Origin of the sequence: Halomicronema hongdechloris C2206 (genome assembly GCF_002075285.3) — a bacterium.
Taxonomy (GTDB): Bacteria; Cyanobacteriota; Cyanobacteriia; order Phormidesmidales; family Phormidesmidaceae; genus Halomicronema_B; species Halomicronema_B hongdechloris.
Genome location: NZ_CP021983.2, coordinates 1,087,881 through 1,112,389 on the forward strand (window position 1 = coordinate 1,087,881; position 24,509 = coordinate 1,112,389).

The 24,509-nt window shown below is 56.6% G+C and carries 23 protein-coding genes; 12 read left to right on the forward strand and 11 right to left on the reverse strand.

The genetic code is table 11. The features are described from left to right. Positions 1-150: 150 nt before the first annotated feature. The 7 genes from mazF to XM38_RS05060 all read right to left on the reverse strand — a co-directional run bounded on the left by mazF (position 151) and on the right by XM38_RS05060 (position 6,458). Positions 151-498, reverse strand: a complete 348-nt coding sequence (gene mazF / locus XM38_RS05030; RefSeq protein WP_080806330.1) for an endoribonuclease MazF — start codon at positions 496-498, stop codon at positions 151-153. Further along, entirely contained in the window at positions 492-734 is a 243-nt protein-coding gene (locus tag XM38_RS05035; protein ID WP_080806331.1) for an AbrB/MazE/SpoVT family DNA-binding domain-containing protein, read from the reverse strand. Before XM38_RS05035 ends, mazF begins: the two co-directional genes overlap by 7 nt. A gap of 159 nt (positions 735-893) precedes the next feature. Then, positions 894-1,079 (reverse strand): hypothetical protein, encoded by a 186-nt coding sequence (locus XM38_RS05040; RefSeq protein ID WP_088429258.1) that lies wholly within the window; start codon positions 1,077-1,079, stop codon positions 894-896. Between the two features lie 148 nt (positions 1,080-1,227). Beyond that, complete coding sequence (locus XM38_RS05045) at positions 1,228-3,345, reverse strand: tetratricopeptide repeat protein (protein WP_080806335.1); 2,118 nt, start codon at positions 3,343-3,345, stop codon at positions 1,228-1,230. A 564-nt stretch (positions 3,346-3,909) separates the two neighbouring features. Continuing rightward, positions 3,910-4,308: a rhodanese-like domain-containing protein gene (locus XM38_RS05050; RefSeq protein WP_088429260.1), complete on the reverse strand. Its 399-nt coding sequence runs from the start codon at positions 4,306-4,308 to the stop codon at positions 3,910-3,912. A gap of 131 nt (positions 4,309-4,439) precedes the next feature. Then, positions 4,440-5,825 (reverse strand): hypothetical protein, encoded by a 1,386-nt coding sequence (locus XM38_RS05055; RefSeq protein ID WP_080806340.1) that lies wholly within the window; start codon positions 5,823-5,825, stop codon positions 4,440-4,442. Positions 5,826-5,924: 99 nt separating this feature from the next. Next, positions 5,925-6,458 carry a Dps family protein gene (locus XM38_RS05060; protein WP_080806447.1) on the reverse strand — a complete coding sequence of 178 codons (534 nt, stop codon included), beginning with the start codon at positions 6,456-6,458 and terminating at the stop codon, positions 5,925-5,927. A gap of 394 nt (positions 6,459-6,852) precedes the next feature. Between XM38_RS05060 and XM38_RS05065 the strand changes: the two genes are divergently transcribed. The 3 genes from XM38_RS05065 to XM38_RS05070 all read left to right on the forward strand — a co-directional run bounded on the left by XM38_RS05065 (position 6,853) and on the right by XM38_RS05070 (position 9,364). Then, complete coding sequence (locus XM38_RS05065; RefSeq protein ID WP_088429262.1) at positions 6,853-7,104, forward strand: hypothetical protein; 252 nt, start codon at positions 6,853-6,855, stop codon at positions 7,102-7,104. Between the two features lie 92 nt (positions 7,105-7,196). After that, on the forward strand, positions 7,197-7,340 hold the full coding sequence (locus tag XM38_RS25750; RefSeq protein WP_187329284.1) for a hypothetical protein: 144 nt from the start codon (positions 7,197-7,199) through the stop codon (positions 7,338-7,340). A 32-nt stretch (positions 7,341-7,372) separates the two neighbouring features. Then, positions 7,373-9,364, forward strand: coding sequence for an ATP-binding response regulator (locus XM38_RS05070; protein ID WP_088429264.1), 1,992 nt, complete (start codon positions 7,373-7,375; stop codon positions 9,362-9,364). 6 nt (positions 9,365-9,370) lie between these two features. Here XM38_RS05070 and pyk read toward each other — a convergent pair whose 3' ends face one another. The 3 genes from pyk to XM38_RS05085 form a co-directional block, all read right to left on the reverse strand. Further along, positions 9,371-10,792, reverse strand: coding sequence for a pyruvate kinase (gene pyk / locus XM38_RS05075; protein WP_088429266.1), 1,422 nt, complete (start codon positions 10,790-10,792; stop codon positions 9,371-9,373). Positions 10,793-11,056: 264 nt separating this feature from the next. Then, positions 11,057-12,490 carry a GTP-binding protein gene (locus XM38_RS05080; protein ID WP_225889188.1) on the reverse strand — a complete coding sequence of 478 codons (1,434 nt, stop codon included), beginning with the start codon at positions 12,488-12,490 and terminating at the stop codon, positions 11,057-11,059. 122 nt (positions 12,491-12,612) lie between these two features. Then, positions 12,613-14,133, reverse strand: a complete 1,521-nt coding sequence (locus XM38_RS05085; RefSeq protein WP_088429268.1) for a slr1306 family protein — start codon at positions 14,131-14,133, stop codon at positions 12,613-12,615. Positions 14,134-14,858: 725 nt separating this feature from the next. Between XM38_RS05085 and XM38_RS05090 the strand changes: the two genes are divergently transcribed. From XM38_RS05090 to XM38_RS05120, 7 genes are all read left to right on the forward strand, one after another. Beyond that, positions 14,859-17,918 carry an AAA family ATPase gene (locus tag XM38_RS05090; RefSeq protein WP_187329285.1) on the forward strand — a complete coding sequence of 1,020 codons (3,060 nt, stop codon included), beginning with the start codon at positions 14,859-14,861 and terminating at the stop codon, positions 17,916-17,918. Between the two features lie 12 nt (positions 17,919-17,930). Continuing rightward, a complete protein-coding gene (locus tag XM38_RS05095; RefSeq protein ID WP_080806351.1) occupies positions 17,931-18,182 on the forward strand; it encodes a DUF4242 domain-containing protein in 252 nt (83 codons plus the stop codon). A 105-nt stretch (positions 18,183-18,287) separates the two neighbouring features. Then, complete coding sequence (locus tag XM38_RS05100; protein ID WP_088429272.1) at positions 18,288-19,067, forward strand: Uma2 family endonuclease; 780 nt, start codon at positions 18,288-18,290, stop codon at positions 19,065-19,067. Positions 19,068-19,107: 40 nt separating this feature from the next. Continuing rightward, positions 19,108-19,380: a hypothetical protein gene (locus tag XM38_RS05105; RefSeq protein WP_137455014.1), complete on the forward strand. Its 273-nt coding sequence runs from the start codon at positions 19,108-19,110 to the stop codon at positions 19,378-19,380. A gap of 55 nt (positions 19,381-19,435) precedes the next feature. Continuing rightward, a complete protein-coding gene (locus XM38_RS05110) occupies positions 19,436-19,684 on the forward strand; it encodes a hypothetical protein (protein WP_080806354.1) in 249 nt (82 codons plus the stop codon). A 146-nt stretch (positions 19,685-19,830) separates the two neighbouring features. After that, the gene (locus XM38_RS05115; protein WP_080806355.1) at positions 19,831-20,439 is read left to right on the forward strand and encodes a hypothetical protein; all 609 of its coding nucleotides are present in this window, start codon (positions 19,831-19,833) and stop codon (positions 20,437-20,439) included. Positions 20,440-20,528: 89 nt separating this feature from the next. After that, positions 20,529-21,608, forward strand: a complete 1,080-nt coding sequence (locus XM38_RS05120) for a class I SAM-dependent methyltransferase (protein WP_088429274.1) — start codon at positions 20,529-20,531, stop codon at positions 21,606-21,608. An 11-nt stretch (positions 21,609-21,619) separates the two neighbouring features. Here XM38_RS05120 and XM38_RS05125 read toward each other — a convergent pair whose 3' ends face one another. Then, positions 21,620-22,636 carry a GlxA family transcriptional regulator gene (locus tag XM38_RS05125; RefSeq protein ID WP_088431524.1) on the reverse strand — a complete coding sequence of 339 codons (1,017 nt, stop codon included), beginning with the start codon at positions 22,634-22,636 and terminating at the stop codon, positions 21,620-21,622. Positions 22,637-22,741: 105 nt separating this feature from the next. Here XM38_RS05125 and XM38_RS05130 point away from each other — a divergent pair, with 105 nt between their 5' ends. Together XM38_RS05130 and XM38_RS05135 are read left to right on the forward strand one after the other, a co-directional pair. After that, on the forward strand, positions 22,742-24,121 hold the full coding sequence (locus XM38_RS05130) for an FAD-binding oxidoreductase (protein ID WP_080806360.1): 1,380 nt from the start codon (positions 22,742-22,744) through the stop codon (positions 24,119-24,121). Between the two features lie 45 nt (positions 24,122-24,166). Then, a complete protein-coding gene (locus XM38_RS05135) occupies positions 24,167-24,475 on the forward strand; it encodes a hypothetical protein (RefSeq protein WP_080806362.1) in 309 nt (102 codons plus the stop codon). Positions 24,476-24,509 lie beyond the last annotated feature (34 nt).

The following is a 24,509-nucleotide window of genomic DNA, read 5'->3' on the forward strand; positions in this document are numbered from 1 at the left end:
TCTAATTATGTAGACAGGTCTGTCTATTGTCAATTGGCTAGGAATTAGTCACGGGATCAGCTGAACTCAGGTCTTAGCGAGCAAGCCATCTATAGCTGCTGAGAGGCAGAGGAGTTGAGAAGCTATGGGTAGCAGGATTTATCTAACCCCCTACAAAATCAGGGGTTCGATTTTTGCCTGCACCTCTTCAACTAAGCTATCTGGAACAATCTCAACGAACTGAACGTTACGGGCTGTCCAATCTAGACACTTGATCTGATCAACAAGAATCACCCCTTGAATCTGTAGTTCAGGCGGTAAGAGAACTTCAAAGGGATACCCCTTTTGCTGCCTAGTAATAGGCATAAACAGTGCCAGGGTGCTTTTGGCGTTGTAACTGCGAGGCGACAGTACGAACGCAGGTCGGTGTCCTCGCTGTTCATGACCTTTAGTTGGATTAAAGTCTAGGTAAAGGATGTGGCCCCTATCAGGAATGTAGCGCTCTGCCGGATTTACCAAGCCTCATTCCCCACAGCGACTCCAGTCTCCACTTCAGAATGCAAAGTCTCTGGTGTGATAGCCGCTATTAACTCCTCTAAAGAATAGCGCCTACGAGGTCTCGGTTTGATTACCAAATTACCGTCAATCACCGCTAGATCAACTTCAGCGCCTTCAGTTAGCTGAATCTCTTTGGCGATGTGTTGGGGAATCCGAAGGGCCAAACTATTGCCCCACTTGGTAACTGTCGCAACCATAAGTTGTTCTTATGCCTAGACTGGTTAAACTACTGCAGTCAAACTCTTTGGCGGGAAGTAGATACAGTGTATCTACATTTTAGCGATTTGGGAGAACCTTTGGCAATAGCTGTAAGCAATAAGACTCAAAACTTGAATGTCAAATGTTTCCCCAAGAATTTAAGGGGCTGTCTTAATCGACAATCTGTGGCGGCAGATAACTTCCAAATGGGGATACTGCTGCCGCAGCCACTCCCAGGCCCGGACCTGCAGAATGGTGTCTGTTTGCAGGGCTACGGCCCCATCAGTCAGCATCGCCTCCCCAGTCAACAGCCAGCGACCTAGGATTAGTAATAGGTCTGTCATCTCATTGGGTTGGGCTGTGGCATCACCCCTTGACTGTAACGGTTGCCAGGAACAGCGCCAGGATTGCGCCTTCCTGCTGGCCATTGCGCCGATAGATGCCCCTTGTCGGTCCATCTGTAGAGGCTAGAGTTGGGCAGCGAGTCCCCCTCTATTGTTTCGGCGAGTCGGAAGCCATTAAGGCCTGAAACCGGGGATGATCGCCCAGGCTGTCAAAATCTCTCGAAGCCGCAACCGCTTCCCGTCCTGCATCAGGAGCAAGTCTGAACAGAGTTGCCAGGCTGTCTAAGGCCTCGTCTGTGTTGCCCAGCAGGGCCTGGCACCGGGCCAAGTGAAAGTGGCTGCCAGGGTCATTCGGCTCAATGTCCAAGGCAGCGTTGAGGGCATGAATCGCCTGCTCGTAACGGCCTAACGCAGTCAGGGCATTGCCTTTGTTGTTGAGCGCGACGTGGTCGTCAGGCTTGATTTTCAGGGCGGCATCAAAGGCAGCGATGGCAGCGTCGTAACGGCCTAACGCAGCCAGGGCAACGCCTTTGTTGTGGAGCGCGGCGTCATAGTCAGGTTTGATTTTCAGGGCGGCATCGTAGGCAACAATGGCAGCCCCGTAACGGCCTAAGTCAGCCAGGGCAACACCTTTGTTGTAGAGCGTTTCGTGTTTGTCAGGTTTGATGTTTAGGGCGGCATCGTAGGCGGCGATGGCAGCCTCGTAACGGCCTAAGTCAGCCAGGGCATTGCCTTTGTTGTTGAGCGCTTCGTGGAGGTCAGGCTTGATGTTTAGGGCGGCATCGTAGGCGGCGATGGCAGCCTCATAACGGCCTAGGTGATAAAGGGCATTGCCTTTGTTGTAGAGCGCTTCGTGTTTGTCAGGTTTGATGTTGAGGGCGGCATCATAGGCGGCGATGGCAGCCTCGTAACGGCCTAAGTCAGCCAGGGCATTGCCTTTGTTGTAGAGCGCTTCGTGTTTGTCAGGTTTGATGTTGAGGGCGGCATCATAGGCGGCGATGGCAGCCTGGTAACGGCCTAAGTCAGCCAGGGCATTGCCTTTGTTGTAGAGCGCTGCGTGGTCGTCAGGTTTGATGTTGAGGGCGGCATCATAGGCGGCGATGGCAGCCTCGTAACGGTCTAAGTGATAAAGGACATTGCCTTTGTTGTAGAGCGCTTCGTGTTTGTCAGGTTTGATGTTGAGGGCGGCATCGTAGGCGGCGATGGCAGCCTCGTAACGGCCCAAGTCAGCCAGGGCAACCCCTTTGTTGTTGAGCGCTTCGTGGTCGTCAGGCTCGATTTTCAGGGCGGCATCGTAGGCGGCGATGGCGGCATTGAAGTCTTCATCAAAGAAATGGGCGTTCCCCTTGTAAAACAGCGCGATATGTCTCTCTAGGCTTGCCAGAGGCTCTTGAGTTTGTAATAGAGCCGCCTCGAAGCGGTCAATGGCGCCTGACCAATCTTCAGCAGCATATCGTGCCATGCCCAGGGTGAACAGCGTCAGGTAGGCCATCTCTGCCGAGAGCCGGGTCTGCAGCTGAAAGCTGTTCAGCTCTGCTAACGCAGCGGTTTGCACGGTACCGCTGGCGGATTCCCCAAACTCCGGTAAATATTCCGGGGGTTTCAGCACTTCAAAGTTGACGCTGATCGGCACCGCCGTCTCCGTCTTGCCATACCAGCCCCAAATCAGGATCGACGCCTTCTGCTGTTCGCCTAGCTTTCGGGCAGCGTCGCTACCAGCCTGCTCGGTGATGGCCTCATCCAACGCCTCCACCTTGACGTCGTCGTACTCTTCGGTGGCGTCCCGCAGCTCCCTGAGAATGGTGTCGGTGACGCGGTAGTTCTGCACGTCTGGTCCATCGAACTCAGCTACCACAATCACCACCTGCTGGCTGGGCAGTCTCTCTACGTACTGCCAGGTCGAGACCCCCGCTATCACCAGCAACGGCACCAGCACCAGCCCCACCTTGGCCATACGGCGCACGATCTTACGGCGCCGCTTCTTTTGCCGTTGGCGTTGCACCTGGCTATCCGTTGGCGCCGGCTGAAATCCAGAACTAGAAGCGTCTCTACGCTCAGGCTGCCAAAAGCGAGCATAGTACAGGCAGGCCAACCAGAGCAGCACGATTCCTAAGCCCAGCAAAAGCAGGCTGACCAAGCCCGAGTGCCCTCGGAACAGTTGGATCAGGCCGACCAGACTGGTGACTAGGCCGATACCACCGGTCACGCCGCCGGCCAGCTGCCGGAGCCACTGGATGAAGCCGCTGCCGCCTCTCTCACCAGCCATGGCGCTGCCTAGGGTGGAAAAACGTCTTCACTATAGCCGAGGGCATTTGGGCGGCTCAATGCTCGCCCCCATTCCCCTATGGACCGGGCGGCAATAGACAAGGACCGGCAAACAATGGCTGTGTCCCGCCTCAAACTGGCTGGGACCCACAGAAACGTCATAGAGACCCGCGTCACGATAGAGAAGGACCGGCGGGAAATGACTGCGTCCCAAATAAAACTCTATGGGTCCCGCCCGGAAATAGAAAAGGACCGGCAAACAATGATTGCGTCCCAAATAAAAGTCTATGGCTCTTCATCGCCGCTTTATGATTCCCGCCGGGGCCTAACCGAACCGCCCATCCCAATTCGTTGAGATAGTGCTAGATGTTCCCTATGCCCGTGGGCAGCGGCTTCTTCATGAAGTAGAGGCTGTGGCCTTCCGGATAGTCATCCAAGGATCTACGAAGAGGTAGCGCGCTTGCACTACCTCACGGTGAAATAGTTTTGGCCTGGGGCATTGCCTATGGCCTCATGTTAGGGCCAGGCTGCCCCCGCTTCGCGTCTCTCCAGGATTTCCCCAGGTCTAGGCGTTGCCTTCGGTGGGGGCCGAAATCGCCTGCCAACCGGCGAGGCCATCTTTCAGTTCGACTACCCGGGTGAAGCCTGCCTGGCGCAGTTGCTCGGCGGCAGCGGCGGTATCGTCGTCGTTGTCGCCATAGATGTAGATGTCCCGGGTCGACTCCAGGCTGCCCTGGATCATCGGCAGTAGCTCGGCCCTGGGCATGGATATGGCGCCCTGGATCCGCTCTTGGTTGTAGGCGGTGCGATCGCGGACGTCGATGATCGTCAGGGCCGGTTCGCCCCAGTTCAGACGGGCTTGCAGATCCTGGGGTGAGGCTTGGGGCGGAAGCTCAGTGAGAGTGGGCGCTGGCCCCGTCAGGTTTGATTTGACCGCGTCGATTTGCTCGGATACGTTAGCCATAGGTAAAGATATGTGAACCACTGGTTACACGGTAATCAGGAATGCCGGTGAGCCCATCGGTCACAAGGCAGAGTCTTGCCACCGCTGGACCGGCATATCTGCGTGCGGAGCTGCAACTGAGGCAGTCTGCACTACGACGATGGCCTTTGTTGCAAGGTATCCACTTCGGCTAGGGTGGCTTCTGGATCGTGGATCTTTTCCCGTTGGACGTAGTTGATCTTGACTTCTTCCAGCAGATCGAACAGAAGCTGCTTCAATTCGGTGGCGGTCTCCTGCCCCTTAATCTCTTCCCCCAGGGCCTGGCGGAAGTCGCGATTCAGTTGATCGAGCAAGACCCGCCCCTGTTCATCGTCGTAGGAGTCGACCAGAATATCGCAGGTGGCTTGGGCCAGATAGCTGGCCAAGAGATCTAGGGCACTGGCTGGCATGGTCTCGATGCCTGGAATCTGGCGCAGGCCGTCGTAGAGGTTGGAATTGGTCAGGGCCTGTTTGAGGCTGTGGCGCAACACGGCTTCTAGGTCGGGCTGCAGGGTGGGCACCACCCGATAGATGACCAATTCTGTCAGCCGATCGAGAATGCGGTTGACCTTATCGGGTTCGCCGACGGGAACCTGGAGGGCCGTCTCATCGGCGGTAAACAGCGTCCCCTGCTGCACGGAATCTTGGGTTTGATTGATCAAGCGCACCAGTAGGTACTGGGAGATGCGATTGGAGAGGTAGGCGGCGGGCTCATGGGTGATCTGCGACAGCAGCCACTCGATGTTGGCTAGGCCGCTGCGATGGAGCCGCACCAGCATAGGTAAAATGCGCAGCCAGCGCCAGAAGGGCAGGACCAAGGGCAGCTCGTACCAACGACGTGCGATCGCATCTAGCCAACTCACCCCGGGCTGACGGCGGCTCACCACCAAGGATCGCACCAATAACTCTCCGGCGAAGAAGGCCATAAAAAAGCCATCTACCCACCAGAAGAAGTCGACAAACTGGCCGGTGGCGATGGTCTGGCGAAAGTAGTTGCGGGCTAAGATCGGCTCGATGCGGCGATCGAAATAGGCCAGGGCCGTGGGCCAGCCCACCTCGTTCAGGTAGGCCTGACTCCAAAAACGCTGAAAGGCATTCTGGGCCGACGCGGTTTGCATATAGCCGCGCATGCGTCGCTTTAGCTGAGCGAAGGAGGCCATTTGATTTTCGATCAGGAACGGGTTTTCCTCGATTAAGGTCATACTCTGCTGACGCAGGTCAGCTAAGAGAGCCTCACTCTCTTGGGCCTCTAATCCCTGGGTGGCCAGGGTCTGCCGTAGGGTCGCCACCGTTTCCAGATAGGTCTGGGTCTGGGGATGGGGTTCAATGCCCTTGAGCGGATCATAGGCCTGCACCAGGGTCGGTACGTACTGCAGGTACAGCCCCCGCAACGGCACATAGCTGAGGTTAAACAACACTAACCCCACATTCAGGGTGATCAACAGCGTCACGCCTTGATTCCAGCGTTTACTCAGGGTTGACCAGTTGACTCGGGCCATACCGTATACTCACCGTGGCATGAACAATAGGCAATCCGCTGCCCTTCGACAGCGGGTCAGGGGGATGGAATTCCCTAGTGCCCTCTACAGAGCACTCTACTATCGAGCGACAGAGGGACGCACCTCGGGACGATAGCCGCTGGGTTCGATGCCAGTGCCTTCAATGAAGGACCGCAGCATCCACGCCATCTCTTCATGGGCCTCTAGCTGCCCGGTCAAGAAGTCGGCAGTGCCTTCATCGTGGAACTGATCACTGCATTGATCGATGGCTTGGCGCAGGTTGCGAATCACCTGCTCGTGATCGACCACTAGACGCCCAACCATTTCGTTGGCATCGGGTAAATCCCCTGGATGCTCCTTCAAGGAGGCATGTTTCAAAAATCCCTCGACGGTGCCCAAGGGATAGCCACCCAAGGCCCGGATGCGTTCGGCATAGTCATCGATGCTCTCAGTCAGCGCTTGGTAATGCTCTTCCCACAGTTCATGAAGGGTGCGGAACTGGGGACCAACCACATCCCAGTGGTACTTCTTAGTCTTGATCAACAGCAGGTAAGCGTCAGCCAGGTGTTGATTCAATAGCTCGATCACACCCTGTCGCTGTTCGTCGGAAAGGCCAATATTGATAGGTCGCATAATTTCTGGAATAACTGCTGTATTCAGTACAGCAAAGTCGACCATCAATATCATCTATCAAGGGGCAGAGGCCAGCAGGGTCGATGCCACTCCCCCATTACTGCCTGAAATCCATGCCATCTGCCAGGATATCCCTTCCGACAGATGCCAAATGAGTCCTCAATTGTCTTTAATATAGGCTGGGATATCAAACGTTAGTTTGCCCTAAGAATGACCGCCATAATTTAATTCATTACTCCATTGAATCCCCGTTTAGATCAGCAGGCGCCAACCATAATGTCCCTGTGAGAAAGCTCGGGGTATCGAGCTGAATAGGCTGGACTAATCATCGCTTTCGGGTCATTTTTTTAGGGTCATCCTTGTTCAGTACATCATCTAGGTGTCTTATCAATTTATGGCTGCTTCTCATCCATTGAAAGGTCTAGAACTGCTAGATTGTGCTAAATCTAATGCCGAGCAGGGAGTTGCGATCGCAGCTCATCAATGCGGCTACGGCAGCGACATCGAGGGCTTTGCCCGCTCGCTCAAGCGCACCTGCGAAGACATCGGCGTTGACATCGAATCCCTGGGAGATCTGATCACCCCACCCGATCGTCAAGAGGGCAGAGGATTGGACATTGCCCCGGATTCGACCAATATCCTCTGACTCCGCGCCCCCGTGGCCCAGTTCACGAACGCTTGGCAACCAGACGGGGCAGATACTCCCTCTGGTATCGAGGCATCCTCGCCGCCATGACTATGGCCACCATGACTATGGCCAGCCTGCCCCTGCGGCTTGATGCCGTATTCACTGGGCAGACTTTTGTCGAGGTGCCCCAGAGTGCCCCTGTCCTCTACCATGGCGACATCATGACTCTGCCGGATGTCCAAGCTATCGTGTAATCTAGCTGATCCTTGCCCTGCTCCAGTGCTTTATGGCACAGTCTCAAATTCTGCTGCTAGAAGATATTGCCTTCGATATCGAGACGATCCGGACCGCGTTAGACTCCGGCGGTATCGAGAGCAATATGATCTGCGTCGACAATCGGCAGGATTTCATAGCGGCCCTGCAAGCCACCAGCATTGATCTGGTGCTGGCCGACTACGCCCTACCCAACTTCGACGGTCTAGCAGCCTTAGATATTATCCGGGGCCAGTATCCGCACATTCCCTTCATCCTGGTGTCGGGACTGATGGGGGAAGAATTGGCCATCGAAACCCTGAAGCAGGGTGCCACCGACTATGTCTTGAAACAACGGCTAGGTCGCCTGGTGCCAGCGGTTAAACGGGCCCTGAACGAAACGGCAGAACGCCGGGCCCGCTACCGGGCCGAGCAAGCCCTGCAAGAGAGCGAGGATCGCTTTCGCGCCTCCGTGGAAATCATGCTAGATTGCTTTGGCATTTACTCTGCCATCCGCAATACCTCCCGACAGATTCAGGATTTTCGCATCGAGTATCTCAACACGGCTGCCTGTCAGCAATTGGGCCAAGATCCCTGGACCGTGATCGGCCAGCGCCTGAGTGAGCAGTTTCCCATGTACCAGGCCATGGGCCTAGTCGACGCCTATGCCCAGGTGGTAGAGACGGGCCAGCCCCTGGTGCAGGAATCGCTCCTCTATGAAGATGACCAGGCCGAGGTTCTGGCCACCGCCCTGGACGTCCGGGCCGCTAAGCTGGGGGACAGCGTGGTGGTGACCTGGCGTAACATCACCGATCGCAAGCTCTCGGAGCAAGAACGAGAGAGCCTGCTGGCTCGCGAACAGGCGGCCCGGGAAGAGGCGGAAGCCGCCAGTCGGGTAAAAGACGAGTTTTTGGCCACCCTGTCCCACGAATTGCGCACCCCTCTCAATGCCATGCAGGGATGGCTGCAGCTCTTGCAGCGGCGACGGTTGGATGAGGGGACAGCCACCCGCGCCCTGGCAACGATTCAACGCAATGTGGAGGCCCTGCGACGGCTGATCGAGGATGTATTAGATGTCTCTCGCATCATTCGCGGTAAGTTGAAGCTGACGGTGACTCCACTGGATGTGGCCCCGGTAGTGTTGGCGGCAACGGAAACGATCTTGCCGGCGGCCGAAGCCAAGCAAATCGACCTGCAGACCCAACTGGCAGCGACGGCCACCCTAGTGCTGGGCGATCGCAATCGCCTGCAGCAGATCATTTGGAATCTGCTCTCTAATGCCATCAAGTTCACCCCAGAAGGGGGCCGGGTGGATATCCGCCTGGAAGTGTTGAATCACTATGTGCAGATTCAGGTGCAAGATTCGGGGAAAGGCATCGAACCTGAGTTTCTGCCCCATATCTTCGAGCGCTTTCGTCAGGCCGATAGCTCTACCACGCGTCGCCACATGGGGCTGGGGTTGGGGTTGGCCATTGTACGCCACTTAGTAGAGTTGCATGGGGGCTTGGTGCGAGCCGACAGTCCTGGCCTCGGCCAAGGGGCCACGTTTACCATGTTGTTACCCCAGCTCAGCCAGACCTCGTCGGATACCTGGGCCGAGGGCAATATGGCGAGTCAGGCCATGGCCTCCCTGAAAAATTGTCGGATTCTGATCGTGGACGACCAGGCCGATGCCCGGGAACTCTACACCACCTTTTTTAAGGGGCTGCGGGCCAATGTGAAGGCGGTGGCCACTGCCACAGAAGCCTTGACCTTGCAGGATAGTTTTCGTCCCGATGTGCTGGTGAGCGATGTCTGTCGGCCAGGGATGCAGGGGTATGAGCTGATCCAGCAGATTCGGCAGCGCTATCTGATTCCGGCCATTGCCTTAATGCAGGCTGCCGTCCCAGAGGAGAAACGTCAGGTCCTGGCGGCGGGCTTCCAGATCTATTTGTCGAAGCCGGTGGAGATGCAGCAGCTGGCCGATGCGATCGCACATCTGACCTACAGCGACGCCACTACTCCCGGGAACCAGCCATCTTCCTAGTTACCACTAGTTACCGATGGTGTGAATCTTGATGAAATTGGTGCCCTGAGAAATGCCAGCCGGAATGCCCCCCATGATTAACACTTTGTCGCCGGGGCTGGCATAGGTGCGATCGCAGAGATACTGATCCGCCTGCTGGGTCATGGCCTCGAAGCTGGTGGCCGGGGTATCCACCAAGATGGGTTTCACCCCCCAGACCAGATTCAGACGATGGTAGACCTTGACATTGGGAGTCAGGGCAATCACCGGTGCCCGCGGCCGCTCTCCCGCCGCGATCATGGCCGTGTAGCCACTGGCCGTAAAGCTGACGATACAGCGCAGGTCCAGCACCTTATCGATCACGTTCAGAGCCTCACTGAGGGCATGGGTCTCATCGGTTTTGGCCGGCGGGTTATTGACAAACTCCAACTCCGGCTCAATGTCGGCGGCAATGCGCCCCAACATCTGCACCGACTCCACCGGGAACGCCCCCACCGCCGACTCTCCCGACAGCATTACCGCATCGGTGCCGTCGATGATGGCATTGGCCACATCGCTAGCTTCGGCCCGGGTGGGCCGTGGATTATGGATCATGCTGTCCAGCATCTGGGTGGCGGTAATCACCGGCAGTTTCCGCAAGTTACAAGCGCGAATGATGCGCTTCTGCAGCATCGGCACCTTTTCCGCCCGCATCTCCACCCCCAGGTCTCCCCGGGCCACCATCACCGCATCACAGACCGCTAGAATCGCCTCGAGATTGGCAATGGCCTGGGGTTTTTCGATCTTAGCCAGCACCGGCACATCGGCAGCCCCATGGGTTGCCAGCAGCTGTTTGAGGGCCTGCACATCCTCGGCTCGCCGCACAAAGCTTAACGACACCATATCCACCCCCTGGCTCAGCCCAAACTTCAGATCCTCCCGGTCTTTAGCCGTCAGCGAGGGTAACCGCAGAGTCAAATCCGGCAAGTTCACCCCCTTGCGACTGCGCAACGGGCCGCCCTGGATCACCCGACAATGGACTGCTGGCGGCTCAACTGCCTCGATCTGTAACTCCAGCAACCCATCATCCAAGAGAATCGTCATACCCGGACGGGCATCGGCGGCCAAATGGGGATAGTCGATGGTGACCTGGTTGAGCCCCGTGGCATGATCCGACGGCAACAGGGTCAAGCGCTTGCCGGCAGCTAGCTGCATCCCATCCTCGGCCAGGGCACCGACGCGAATCTTGGGACCCTGCAGATCTTGCAAGAGGGTAATCGGAGTATCGTGCTCTTGGGCCACCTGGCGCAGCAGACGGATGCGCTGAGCATGATCGTCATAGGACCCATGGGAGAAGTTGAGCCGAGCCACACTCATGCCGGCTCGAATCATGTGTTGAATGGTGTCCCGGGAGCTGCTGGCCGGACCGATGGTGGCAACGATCTTAGTGCGATGGGGCAACAGATGCATGGGCAAGGGATGGCCTCAGAGGACATTTGAAAACTCGGCTGAAAGGCCTGTAAGGCAGGCGTTTTAGAGTGTATGGCTCTGTTGGCCAGAATCCAGTCTGGAGCAAGGTTGCAGGGTACTTTCCAAATATCCTCTCAGCCAGATGGATCGCTACCAGTATAGGCACTCTCCTTAGGATTGCCTGTCGTGAGTCCAACCTAACGAAATAGCACAACTTCCTTAGCTGCGAGTCACCGCCGCTAGGCTGGGGCCAACCAGTGCCCTTCAATCCAACAGCGACTGCAATTCTTGCCGTAGGTGCTCTGTGGTGGCATCACTGTCCAGCTGATGCAGCAGTTCCTGCAAGGTCTGGCGAATCCCCTGGGGGCCCCAACTGCCCCCGCGCTCTAAATACTGCTGCGCAGCCTTGCCAACGGCATAGGTACCATAGCCGGCGGCACTGGCCTGAGCCACCATGGCCCCGGCCCAGGCCGTCAGCCCGGCAGAGCTGTCAAACACACTGGTCACCGCCCCGGCGCTCTTGCCTACCCCCAGCAGCAAGCCACTGCCCAATTCACTCAACAGCACGACCCCACTGCTGCGCACAATGGCCTGCCACAGCCGCCCGGCTTCGTAGTTGGTCATGGACAACCCATAGAGGCGAGCCAGGGAACGAATCAAGATCAAATCCGACATTACTCCACCCAGCACATCCAGGACAGCAATGGGGTTGAGGGCCACCGCCAGCGCCTTATACTTGGCAAACTGCCAAATCAGCTGCTCCGCAGCGGGCTGATGCAAGGCCATGGCCGTCTTTACCATCTTCGTCTCCAGGGACTGGGCCTGGCCTAAGGCATTGAGGGCCAGGAGAGCCGGGCCGTGATGCTGCACCAGGGTGAGAATGGCCTGCCGCAACGGCGCGATCTGAGGCGGCGGGGATTCCCACTCGTGGCTGCTGTGGCCATCGGGCCATTCCACCCGTACCTGCAGAGGAGCCGGTTCTGCGGCCACCATCACCACCTGCTCTAGCCCCAGGGCCAGCGGCGCCTCAGCCTGCGACTGCTGCCACAGGCGCCGCAGGGCATCGTAGACGGCTTGGCGATCCATCTCTGGATACAGATCGGTTTTGTTGAACACCAGCAGGATTGGCTTATGGGAAGCCTGCAGCATCGTCAGGGCCTGGTACTCGGTGCGAGTAATGTCTCCAGACACCACGAACAGGATCAAATCGGCTTGGCTGGCAATGGTCTGGGCCATGTCGGCGCGCTCCTGCCCATCGACCTCATCCAGCCCGGGGGTATCGATCAGCTCGATTTGCATGGGCAGGTTGGTTGAATGCACGGTTTCAACCGGCGGTGACCAATAGACCGACCGCGGCCAGCGCGTCACCCCATGGAGAGGCCCCGTCTGCAGCACTGGCTGCCCTAACAGGGCATTGATGACTGCCGATTTACCACGGCTGACCAGGCCAAACACAGCGACGGTTAGGGTGGGCTGTTCCAGCCGATTGGCCAGGGTCGTCAGCTGCTCAATCCCGGTCTTGATGGTGGCCTGCCGTTGCCGGGCCGTCGCCTCACCCTGCGGTTGTTGAATATGCTCCTGATAGCGCCGGGCCGTCTGCCGCAGACTCTGCTGCACACGAGTCAACCAGGGAGTTTTGGTCCCTGAGGCAAGGGACTCAGAGCCATGGGACGGCCAGGAAGGAGGAGAGACAGACAACGGTTACTGAAACGTGGACATTGATGGCTTCTCTGCCATGAGTGTAGCCTCTGTTAGGCCAAGGCAGAAGGCAGAAGGCAGAAGGCAGAAGGGAAAATCCTGATAAATGTAGCCTTGCCGCTCTAGTCAGTAGAGGCGTTATCTTGGTCGCAGAGTAATGATTCTGGTAGGTTGATAGGCTCTGCCGATGCTGTTGCCAGAGCCACCGGAGTCGGAGCGGCGTCAGCTGGGCGATGTAATCGTGACAGCCCTTCTGCCACCAAATCCTTGAACCAGTCACTCTGCTGGCTCTGCTTCATGAGGGGGCGCAGTCTCTGGCTCAAACTTTGAACCGAGAGCGGTGCAGCCTCTGAGCCTCGACCACTCTGCTCTTCGAAATGATCGATCAAACTCAGGCCAGCCAACCGGGTCAAATAGGCGGCACTGAGGCCCTGCACCACACCACCGGCCACATAGGTGGCGGCATGGCTTTTCAGGAAGCTGGTCAGGGCTTGGCTGGAGAGTTCTACTAGGCCCAATTGCACCGTCAGCTTGGCCAGAGTGGTAGCCGTGGCCTTGGCTTGCTGCCAAGAAAAGCCCTGTTGATAGATTCGTCCCAAGTCCATCACCAACTGCCCGTTAATGGCAGCAGTCGCCAGGACATCTAGGCTAGGTAGGGGATTGGCAAAGGCCGTAGCCGCCGCAATCCATTGCAACCGCTCCACCGTGGGCATGGCCCGTTGCCGCCGCAGCTGATTCAAATGGTCTCGCACTCGTCGTTGCAGCTGTTGCCCCTGGCGCATCGCCGTCGCCAAGACCAACTCCTGCTGCTGCTGCTGCACCAACTCCCTGAGGTGCTCTAGGAGGTCTGTGGTCTCAGGCTGAGGAGTTTCTAGCCATTCCTCTACCGAGCCATTGGGCTGGTGCCGCCGGACCTTCAACGGGCCAGGCTGGGCGGTCACGGCAACCACGGGGATGGTCTCTGGCAAGGACTGGCTGTGCTGGTGCAGTTGCTGCTGCATCGTGGCCCGATCCAGGGGGCCATATTGATCCTGTTTGTTGAAGACCAGGACTAGCCTGTGGCCCAGCTGCTGATAGTGGCGCAGGCTGGCCAGGGCCGAGTCGGTTAAGTCGGTGGCAGTGACCCATAGGAGAATATCGGGGTCTTGCTCGGCAGGCAGAGTCGTGGTGCCTTCCTGCAACATTACAGTTGTCGCTAAAGACGGCAACCATGTCTCCGACAGGTGGTGACGTAGGGTGCTCTTGCCCACGCCAGGATCCCCCAACAGGGCCAGGGTTAGGGTTTGGCGGTCTAGGTCTTCGGCCAGGGCAGTTCCCTGTTGCCGCAAGCCCTCGACCCTGCTCAACCATGGTCCCCGGTCCTCCGGGTCTAGATGCTCGCGAATCTCTGTGGTTAATGTGTCCAACTGCTCGGTTGTCAGAGCCAAGAGCCGATCGACAGCGGCTCGATCCACCGGAGACGAGGGCACGACTGGGCTCGATGGCTGCTGACGTCGCCGCCGCCACCACCACACCCCAGAGCCGACTCCCATCAGCACCAGTAGGGTAGCGTGATCTGTCAGGCTGTCATGCAGCCCGTTTAAGAGCCCTAGGACAGCCGTCAGCCCCAGACCACCGATTAGAATAGGACGGGTTAAAGTCATTACACACAGACGGCGAACCGACTGGATAGGCAACAGATATATAAACAGACACCGCTATCCTAAGCAGGACTGTACATCTTTCCCATTGTACCGATGACTGGTCCGTCTTATAGGGCTGCCATTAGGTGAACTTAAAATTCCTCGTATATCCAGCCCAACGAACTATGCTTTTTATATGCTTTTTAATAGAGGCGTCGCGTTTGGGCACTGGTCTGGTCATGTAGGATGAACGCCGTTAAGCTTCATTGGGTAAGGGTTTTAAAAGTTCAGCGACCGATTGCCTCAAACCTTGGCTGGGTGAACGTTTGGGTAGGCCATCCCACTTTTAGAAACCAGTGCCTAACTGTTCAGATAACACGAACTCGATAAGCTGGCACTCGCCCTCTCTGAATCTCACCAAGGAAGACCTCCTGCGATCCCAAGAATCTCACCAAGGAAGACCTCCTGCGATCCCAATTTTTTGATGGAACTGTCAAATAGAGAAAGCTGTGAACAGACAATTTATCCGAGTTCCACATTTAGGATAAGTTAATATGCTCCTACAGCGCTCTGCGGATCGACGATACCGTAAAGGTATAGGCACGGTAGCGGTGATCGTGGCGCGAGGACTTCGCTGAGCGTCTCGAAACCACGGTCTCAAAAGCAAGGTGAGCCATACCCCAGACACCTGCCAAAAATCCACGGCAGGTTCTATCCTAAGCCTCAAATTGCTGGGCGATTTTCGCTTGGCGTACGCCAATGAACTGGTCACCAGCGTGCAGACTCCACGCTTGCAGTCGTTGTTGGCCCATCTGGTGCTGCATCGCCACGCTCCCCAGTCCCGTCAGCATCTGGCGGTTTGTATCTGGCCCGATTCCACCGATTCCCAGGCTCGCACCAACCTGCGCCGAGAACTCTACCATTTGCGTCAGGCCCTGCCAGATGCCAAAAAATTTCTAGACATCCGCCCCAATACACTGCAATGGCGCCCTGCTGATAGCCCCTTTCACCTGGACGCAGCCGATTTTGAAGCAGCTGTAGCTCTAGCGCAGCAGACTCAGGATGTCGTTATCAGGCAGACCGCCCTCGAAAAAGCCATCAGCCTCTATCAGGGAGACTTACTGCCGAGTTGCTACGACGATTGGATTATTCCAGAACGAAATCAGCTGCGGCAAACCTACGTCCATGCCCTGGATACCATGATTGAATACTTACAAGAGCAGCGAGAGTATGGTGCCGCGATCGCCTATGCCCACCGCCGACTAACCCACGATCCCCTCTGTGAGGCGGCCTATCGTCGGCTGATGCAATTGCATGGGCTCAATGGCGATCGCGCCAGCGCTCTCCAGGTTTACCATCGCTGCGTCGAGGTGCTGGAAGCGAAGTTAGGCGTTGAGCCCAGTCCGGCGACCTGCGAGGTGGTTGAGCGGTTGCAGACGTGGGAGAGTAAGGCAAAAGATCAGAATCTTGATAATTCAAAATTCAAAATTCAAAATTCAAAATCCTTCCATCCCCCTCTCATTGGTCGCGAAACCGAATGTCGAACTCTCCGACATTGGCTAACGACTGAGAACACCGAGCAACTGCTGTTGCTGACGGGAGAGCCGGGGATTGGCAAGACACGGCTGCTGGATGAGTTGAGGGCTTCGGTGTTGGCGGCTCGGGGACAAGTGTTGCAGGGGCGTGGATTTGAGGCCGAAATGGTGCGTCCCTATGGAGCCTGGATTGATGCTCTGCGGAGCGGCCCGCAGGCTACCCACCGTGCCGCTCAAGCCGAAGCCGGGGACGGATTATCGGTGGCTTTGGATCGGCTGCTGTCTACAGCAGGGAATGAACCAGAGGCCCTTAGCGATCGCGCTCAGCTGTTTGATGCGGTGGTGGAGCGGCTGTTGCGACTTGCCGCCGATTGTGGTTTGACGGTGGTGATTTTAGATGACCTTCAGTGGCTGGATGAGACCTCCATCGCCCTATTGCACTATGCCTCTCGATTATTGAGGGGCTCGCTGGTGCGGTTTGCCTGTGCTACTCGTCCCAGAGCCCTGGCGCAAAATGCCCCGGCGGCTGGATTTATCCAGGCCCTGCAGCGGGAACGCTGCCTCCAGAGTATCGACCTCGCGCCCCTGAATCGCGCCCACACAAGCGAACTCGCGCGGACGTTCCACAGCCCTGTGGATGAGGAGCGGCTGTTTCTCGACAGCGGCGGTAATCCTTTATTCGCACTCGAAATTGCCCGCTCTGCACATTCCGATTCTGCCGCTGGTCCTGGCAATCTGGAGGTGCTGATTCAGGCGCGATTGCAACAGCTCGAACCTGCTGCCCGTGAACTCTTACCCTGGGCAGCGGCTCTGGGGCGCAGTTTTCGACTCACAACCCTAGCCCAGGTGGCGGATAATTCACCGATGGGTTTGCTGGCCGCGCTAGAGCAGTTAGAACAATACGGCATTATTCGACCTGGAACCGATTCAGACCCCGACTTTGAGGATGATATTGAGTATGACTTCGCCCACGACATGGTGCGACAGGTGGCTTATCAGCGGCTTTCGCAACCCCGCCGCCGCTGGGTGCATTTACAGCTTGCCCAGGCTCTGGAGCATTTGTCTGGCAAAACTGATACGCTAGCCGGTGAAATCGCTCACCATGCAGCTTTGGGGGGCAATCGCACCTTAGCTGCTGCCACTGCCTTACGAGCGGCCCAACGGTGTCTGCGCTTGTTTGCCTATGCTGAAGCCTCAAAACTGGCTCAGCGCGGGATCCAGCACTGCCAAAAGCTAAAGGATGAGCAGCGGGTGGCGTTGCATCTAGAACTGCTGGGGGTCTATGTGCTGGCTGGGGTGTCGAGAGCGCAAGTCCCTACTTTAGAACAGGAGCTGCAGGGCCTAATTGCCGAGGCTAAAACCCTGAAGCTCAAAGATACCGCTGCCATCGGACTAGAGGCGCTGATTGCCCTCAGCTATGACCACGGCGACCTGACGGGCGTCCACCAGCACTCTCTGCAGGCGGCAGAAACGGGGCGTTCTACCAGCCCAGCCATGACCGCTCGAACCTTGGCCAACAGCGGGTCTTGTCTGGCCGATATTGGTCGTGACATGCCTCAGGCCGAAGCCCTGCTGTTAGAGGCGCAATCCCTGGCAGCGAGGGTGGGCATCGAGCTGAGCGATATTCCCCATGGTTTAGGCTGTGTGCGCCGCTTCGCCGGAGATTGGGCTGAGGCCCGGCAGCTCTTAGCAACGGGATGGCAGCAGGCCCGTCGCGAGCAAGATCATTGGCGAGAATCAGTTTGTCTCCTGAATCTAGCTCTGGTGGAATTCGAAGCTGGTACTCCAGGGGCCGCTTTGCCTTACTGCCAGGAGATGGCAATCGTGGCTGACAAAATTGGTGGTGAAGGCAGTGAAGCCGCCTTTGCCGAGGGATTGAGCGCGCTAGCCCAATACCAGCTAGGACACACCGATGCAGCGGCCAGGCTGGAATCGGCCCTGACCACCCTGCGCCAGATTGACGCCAAGCGCATGCTGGCCTTTGTGCTCACGGCAGCAGCGGAGAGCGATCTGCAGAGAGAACACCCCGAAACTGCTATTCCCAGAGCCGAAGAGGCCCTGCAAGTGGCCCAGATTGTCGATTATCCCAGTTCCATTGCCCTGGCCTGGGCAGTTTTGATTAGAGCTACTGTAGGAATTGAGCCTGACTCTGCAAAGAGTCCAGCAGAACAATTGCAGGCCTTGCATCGTGCTCTCGATGGCTCTCCCCTCAGTGCTCGGGCTCGTCGCGCAGTTGATAGCCTGAACCCAATGCTGGCAATTGAGGTTTGACGGAGAACACCGATGGTTCGTCTAGTGCTAGAAACGACTTACGATCCCCCTTTCACCGAAACCGATTGGGACAGCGCTAACCAGCGCCTGTTTCCTTGCCTAGAACTGCACAATGTCCGCTGGATTCGATCGCTGGTGTCGGGCGATCGCACCCGCAGCATCTGTGAATTCGAAGCCCCTGACGCTGAATCGGTGCGGCAGTCCTACCGGCAAGCACAGGTACCGTTTGGCCGCATCTGGGCCGCCGAGCTACAAGAACCCTGATTTTTGAGCAAACACTCTGCGAGTGCTTTTAGCTCGCTAATCTGAAACACCCTTTCATACTTCATCTATTTCCTTACAATGGAGCTACCTCATGGTCTCCTGCTTATGTCTCAGCCTGTGATGCTAGCTTCTGACACAATTGAAGCGGATGGAGTGCACTGTCCTCCGACTAACCTGTGGAGTGATGAACCCCCCTTGGAAAGTGACTTTCACCGAGACCAAATTGACCTGCTCATCGGGATTTTGCGGTGGTGGTGGCGAGATCGCGACGATGCCTACGTCTCAGGCAACTTGACGGTTTATTACAATCAGCAGCAGCTTAAGTCTCGCGATTTTAGAGGCCCAGACTTCTTCGTGGTTTTAGGTACAGAGAAAAAAGATCGCCGAAGTTGGGTGGTTTGGGATGAACAAGGCCAATATCCGAACCTGATTCTAGAGATTTTGTCAAATTCGACCAGGCAGGTCGATAAAGGTCCCAAAAAACAGCTTTATCAAAATATCTTTCGCACCCCAGACTACTTCTGGTTTGACCCTGACACGGTCGAGCTCCAGGGATTTCATCTGCTGGATGGCCAGTATGAATCAATCCAGCCCACGGAGCAAGGCTGGCTCTGGAGTCAGCAACTAGAGCTCTACCTGGGGGTCAATAAGAACAAGCTGCGGTTTTTTACCTCAGACGGTGAGCTCATTCCCTCTCCAGAAGAATTGGCCGCGCAAGAGCACCAACGGGCTGAGCAAGAGCACCAACGGGCTGAGCAAGAGCGCCAACGGGCTGAGCAAGAGCGCCAACGGGCTGAGCAAGAGCGCCAACGGGCTGAGCAAGCGGAGCAGGAACTTGAGCAGCTAAGAGCTCAGATGAAGTCACGAGGCACCGAAGCCGACTGATAGCGTTTCAGTGTAGGTTCTGGATTCATCCTGGCAGACTTTGAGCGGCCCTAAAGCATACGAGGGGCGATCGCGCTCTGTCTACAGAAAAGCCAGCTGTTTCCGCCAGTGGCAAATTCGCTGGCTGCGATCGCGCGATATTAGCGATCGCACCCGCAGCGTTTGTGAACTCGAAGCCCCTGCGCCGAATCAGTGCGACAGTCTTGCCGCAGGCCAGGGTCCCTTTCGAATCGCATCTGGGCCACCGAGCTACAAGAACCCTGAGGTTTACTCGAACGTTTTACGAACGATTTTAGATCGCCGCCTTGCTTAGCCTGAATTCAGCAATACAGAACCAGCGTATTGGCTTCAGGTGAGGGAGGCAGGCAATGGCCCGCATTCTTGTCGAAATGACAGACGATTCCCTGAATCGGGAGGTGGGTAATCCCTCTGTCTACCAAAAATCCAGCTGTTTCCGCCAGCGGCAAATTCGCTGGCTGCAATCGCTGGTGTCGTGCGATCGCAATTGCAGCATCGACGAATTTGAAGCCGCAGACGCCGAATCGGTTGGCACTGCTTACCGCAGCGCCAGAATTCCCTTTGAGCGCGTTTGGATGGCTGATGTGCGCAAAGAATAACCCTTCACCCACCTGAACACCACTGATGTCACAACCGCAAAATCATGAACCAACATCCATGCCGAACCGCTTTAGTCCAGGGATTCCATGATGTCACCCGGATAGCCCAAATCTGCTGGACATGGATCTACCAGGCTGGGAGAAAAATGACCCCTAAAACAGTCTGGAGCCAATCAGGCTTACTGGCGGTTATCCTGGGCAGCCTGCTATTCACCGGTGGGGCGATCGCCCTCGATTCGCCTTCTGCTCAGCCTCCAAACGGCATGGGCAATGCTGCCCAAATCCTCCAGTTCGATGTTGCCGAAGATGCCAGTCGATTTGTCTTCGACGAGTCGCCAGTGCTGGAGAATGGCATGCCGAGTTATGGCAATCCCTTCGTGACCCAGGGCTATATCTATCCCCCAGGAACACTCACCGATAGCAACGGGGTTTTAGCGAACGGCGATCCTGAGTTTCCTGACCAGGTGATGGGGCAGTGGACCTGTCGGGGCTGGTTTATTGGCGAAGGCGCCGCGACGGAGACCGGACCCTGGGTGATCAGCCATCAGCTCTATAGCCTTGGCGATCGCCCCGGCAGCAAAACCCTAACCAGCGAAGGGTATGAACTGCCCGAACCGAATGTGCCCTTTCAACGGGCGATCGTCGGCGGCACTGGCCCCTATCGCCATGCCCGTGGCCAGGTCACACAAACCTTTTTGGGCTTCAACCCTGCCGAGGGCGTCAACCTGCGCTTTCAAATTGAGGTGGAATCCTAGCCACGAATTCGACACGCCGCGCCGAGGGATGATCCACCCAAAAAATCTCCTGTCTTAAGCATTTTGATCGATAACGAGGAGGCTAACTCATGACTACAACCACGCCAATCAATCAGGCGAAAGCCGAAGCCTTTGCCGACACCATGTTGGAAACCCTGAATCGAGGCGCAATCGCCCTCATGACCTCAATAGGACATCGCACTCATCTCTTCGACACGATGGCCGATTTACCCCCCGCCAACAGTCAGCAGATTGCCGATGTGGCTGGACTGCAGGAACGCTACGTGCGGGAATGGCTGGGGGCAATGGTGACTGGCGGTATCATTGAGCATGATCCGGACAACGATACCTACCATCTACCTGCAGAGCATGCTGCGGCGCTTACCCGCGAGGCAAGTCCCGATAATGTTGCCGCCTTCGCCCAGTACATTCCTCTTCTTGGAGCCGTAGAAGATCAAATCGTTGACTGCTTTCGTGAGGGCGGTGGAGTACCCTATTCTGCCTACACCCGGTTTCATCAGGTCATGGCTGAGGACAGTGGACAGACCGTGGTGGCGGCCTTGGTGGATCACATTTTGCCGCTGGTGCCGGGGCTGACGGCAAAGCTGCAGCAGGGCATTAACGTGATGGATGTGGGCTGCGGCAGTGGCCGCGCCTTAAACACCATGGCGCAGGCCTTTCCCCACAGTCGCTTTATTGGCTATGACATCTCTGAAACGGCGATCGCCACCGCCCAGGCAGACGCCCAAGCCCAGAATCTCAGCAATGTGCAGTTCCAGGTCAAAGATGCCGCCACGCTGGAGGCCACAGCCGCCTACGACTTGATTACCACCTTTGATGCCGTCCACGACCAGGCTCACCCCCAAACAGTACTGAATAACATCGCCCGAGCTTTGAAGCCGGATGGCATCTACCTAATGCAAGATATTCGCGCCTCCAGCCACGTCCACGGCAACTTAGAGCATCCTGCCGGTCCCCTGCTCTATACCATCTCCTGCATGCACTGCACCTCAGTGTCCCTGGCGATGGGCGGCCCTGGTCTGGGGGCCATGTGGGGCCAAGAAAAAGCCTTGGAAATGCTGGAAGCTGCTGGGTTCGAGCAGATCGAAGTCAAACAGCTCTGCCACGACTTTCAAAACAGCTACTACCTGGCTCGAAAATTAGGTTGATTGGCTGATCCCTATTTGTGCGCAAATTCAGGCAGGCTGAATTTGCGCCGGTAGGCTCCTGGCGTCATCTCGGTCAGGCGCTTGAACAGACGGCGAAAAGAGGCGGCATCTTCATAGCCGACGTTATAGCTAATCTGTTCGATGGCATCCGAAGTTTGTTCGAGCTGTTGCTTGGCGGCCTCCACGCGCAAATGCTGTACGTAAGCAATGGGAGAATATCCCGTGGCCTGGTCAAATCGCCGCTTAAAGCTGCGTTCTGAAAGGCCCGATCGCGCCGTCATTTCAGCCACGGGAGTGGCGATCGCAAAATGCTGATCCAGCCAGAGCTGCGCCTCTCGCATCAGGGCATCATCATGGTCGAGAGTTGGCCTAAACATCAGATAGGGGGCTTGTCCGTCTATATGCCACTGCAGGGCGAAAAACTTGGCGATCGCCTGAGCCTGATGAGGGCCAGCATGATGGGCAACCAGGTACAGCACCAGGTCATGCCAGGAGGAAGAAGCTCCCGACATCACAAACTGCTCCCGTTCTCCGGCAATCACCAGCACCTTTTCCAGTTTGAGTTGGATATTGGGGAAGTTTTGCCGAAAGGTCGTGGCATAGGCCCAGTGCATGGTGGCTTCTTTGCCGTCCAGCAGCCCGGTTTCGGCCAATAGCAAAACCCCTGAGCAGGCTGAACACAGAGTGGCTCCTTGGGCATACATGGCCTTCAACCAGTCCACGACTTCGGGATAGCGCCCGGTTTGCCACTGCCCTTGAGCCACCATCACTGACGGCACGATGACGATGTCGGTGTGATCGATGTCTACGATCGCCCGTTCTGCTCGCACTGGCTGGCCACTGGCCGTATCACTGGACAAATGACCGGCCCCTGCAATTTCCACTTGAAAGGGCGAAACCTTCGGTAGCTGGTCATCGTAGGTGCTCAGCATCGAGAACGAATTCAACACATCGTAAATACCGCTCAGGGTCGAGAGCATCGCGTCGGGCAGAGTTAGCAGGCTGATGTGCAGAGGCTGGTTACTCATGGGGGCGATTGCTGGCAGAAATGAACCGTTTGTGGCCATTTTGCCTCTCGCGTTCAATCAACTTCTTTTTCAAGCTAACGAGTAGAGACCGTTAAGGAGAATGTCATGTTAAGCACCTCAACCCTCGAACAATTTGCCGATACTCTGCGGGGTCAGCTGATTCAACCGGAGGATGCTGGCTACAATGAGGCCCGTACAATTTATAACGCCATGATCGACAAACGGCCTCGATTCATCGCTCAGTGCGCCAATGTTGCCGATGTGATCGCAGCGGTTAAGTTCGGCCAAGCCTACCAGCTTGATACCGCCATTCGAGGGGGCGGTCATAGCGGTCCCGGCTTGGGTATCTGCGATGACGGTTTAGTGATTGATCTCTCCTTCATGCGAGGCATTCGAATCGACCCGGCAACTCGCACTGCACGCGTTGAGGGGGGCTGTCGTTGGGGCGATGTCGATCACGCCACCCATGCCTTTGGCCTCGCTACCGTCAGCGGCATCAACTCCAACACGGGTGTTGGCGGCCTCACCTTGGGGGGTGGTCATGGTCATCTCACCCGCAAATACGGCCTCACCATCGATAACTTACTAGAAGTCGACATTGTGCTGGCTGACGGTCATTTAGTCACCGCTAATGCCAGCCAGCATCCTGACTTGTTCTGGGCCGTGCGGGGTGGCGGCGGTAACTTTGGCGTAATAACTTCGTTTTTGTTCCAGCTCCATCCAGTAAGCACTGTATATGCCGGGCCGACCCTGTGGCCGTTAGATCAGGCAGAAGCGGTAATGAAGTGGTATCGGGATTTTCTGCCTGCTGCCCCAGAGGATCTGAGCGGCTTTTTCATGTTTTTGCAGGTGCCACCCGCTCCACCCTTTCCAGAGCATCTGCATTTCCAAACCATGTGTGGCGTGTTTTGGTGCTATGTCGGGGCTGAAAACCAGCTAAAGAAAGTGTTTGAGCCAGTCCAGGCAGTCGGTTCTCCGGCGTTACACGCGATTCATCCCATGCCCTATCCGGCGCTGCAAAGTGCCTTTGATGAACTGTATCCGCCGGGGCACCAGTGGTATTGGAAGGGAGATTTTGTAAAAGACCTCAGCGACGACGCGATTGCTCGCCACGTTCAGCATGGTTCCCAGGTACCGACCCTCCGCTCTACTATGCATCTCTACCCCATCGACGGGGCTGCCCACAACGTTGGGAAAAACGACACGGCCTTCAGCTATCGTGATGCCACCTGGTCCGAGGTGATTGTTGGTGTCAGTCCTGAACCAGCCCACAATGACCAGCTCAGGCAGTGGACGCGAGATTACTGGGAAGCGACCCATCCCTATTCCCTGGGCGGTGCCTACGTGAACTTTTTAATGGAAGAAGGGGGCGATCGCATCAAAGCCACCTACCGAGACAACTACGACCGCCTGGTCGAAATCAAAACCCAATACGATCCGACTAATCTCTTTAGCCGCAATCAAAATATTCAGCCGAGTACCTAAACTGTCTTAATCGGCTAGTACGGAAACCCTCTGGAGATTTACATCATGAAACGACATCAGAAACTACTGACCCTGCTCGTTCCCTTAGGATTAATAGGCGCAATCGCGACAGTTGCGATCGCCCAAGATCCCGCATCGCAGGAAACATTCCCAGTCCAGATGACCACAACGCACGTTGAAACTCATCTCTCCCAGGGAGATGTGCAGCCCATTACTGAATCGGCGGCGACTTTATTCACCACCCACCACCAAGGAGCGACCTTCAGCCTCCGCACAGACAATCTGGAAATGAGGCATGCTTACACCGCTTGGTGGGTGGTCGTCAATAGACCTTATCGGAAATTGAGCCTGTAGAATCAATAGCAGGTGTGGAGACCAGGGGCATCTG

Bases quoted from the DNA above. Each gene is read 5' to 3' on its own strand.
- XM38_RS05065 (WP_088429262.1), top strand. From the start codon at position 6,853: ATGGCTGCTTCTCATCCATTGAAAGGTCTAGAACTGCTAGATTGTGCT.
- XM38_RS05115 (WP_080806355.1), top strand. From the start codon at position 19,831: ATGACCCCTAAAACAGTCTGGAGCCAATCAGGCTTACTGGCGGTTATC.
- XM38_RS05045 (WP_080806335.1), bottom strand. From the start codon at position 3,345: ATGGCTGGTGAGAGAGGCGGCAGCGGCTTCATCCAGTGGCTCCGGCAG.
- XM38_RS05085 (WP_088429268.1), bottom strand. From the start codon at position 14,133: ATGACTTTAACCCGTCCTATTCTAATCGGTGGTCTGGGGCTGACGGCT.
- XM38_RS05055 (WP_080806340.1), bottom strand. From the start codon at position 5,825: ATGGCCCGAGTCAACTGGTCAACCCTGAGTAAACGCTGGAATCAAGGC.
- XM38_RS05095 (WP_080806351.1), top strand. From the start codon at position 17,931: ATGGTTCGTCTAGTGCTAGAAACGACTTACGATCCCCCTTTCACCGAA.
- XM38_RS05125 (WP_088431524.1), bottom strand. From the start codon at position 22,636: ATGAGTAACCAGCCTCTGCACATCAGCCTGCTAACTCTGCCCGACGCG.
- XM38_RS05135 (WP_080806362.1), top strand. From the start codon at position 24,167: ATGAAACGACATCAGAAACTACTGACCCTGCTCGTTCCCTTAGGATTA.
- XM38_RS05040 (WP_088429258.1), bottom strand. From the start codon at position 1,079: ATGACAGACCTATTACTAATCCTAGGTCGCTGGCTGTTGACTGGGGAG.
- XM38_RS05035 (WP_080806331.1), bottom strand. From the start codon at position 734: ATGGTTGCGACAGTTACCAAGTGGGGCAATAGTTTGGCCCTTCGGATT.
- XM38_RS25750 (WP_187329284.1), top strand. From the start codon at position 7,197: ATGGCCACCATGACTATGGCCAGCCTGCCCCTGCGGCTTGATGCCGTA.
- XM38_RS05050 (WP_088429260.1), bottom strand. From the start codon at position 4,308: ATGGCTAACGTATCCGAGCAAATCGACGCGGTCAAATCAAACCTGACG.
- XM38_RS05130 (WP_080806360.1), top strand. From the start codon at position 22,742: ATGTTAAGCACCTCAACCCTCGAACAATTTGCCGATACTCTGCGGGGT.
- XM38_RS05100 (WP_088429272.1), top strand. From the start codon at position 18,288: ATGTCTCAGCCTGTGATGCTAGCTTCTGACACAATTGAAGCGGATGGA.
- XM38_RS05060 (WP_080806447.1), bottom strand. From the start codon at position 6,458: ATGCGACCTATCAATATTGGCCTTTCCGACGAACAGCGACAGGGTGTG.
- XM38_RS05070 (WP_088429264.1), top strand. From the start codon at position 7,373: ATGGCACAGTCTCAAATTCTGCTGCTAGAAGATATTGCCTTCGATATC.
- pyk (WP_088429266.1), bottom strand. From the start codon at position 10,792: ATGCATCTGTTGCCCCATCGCACTAAGATCGTTGCCACCATCGGTCCG.
- XM38_RS05110 (WP_080806354.1), top strand. From the start codon at position 19,436: ATGGCCCGCATTCTTGTCGAAATGACAGACGATTCCCTGAATCGGGAG.
- XM38_RS05120 (WP_088429274.1), top strand. From the start codon at position 20,529: ATGACTACAACCACGCCAATCAATCAGGCGAAAGCCGAAGCCTTTGCC.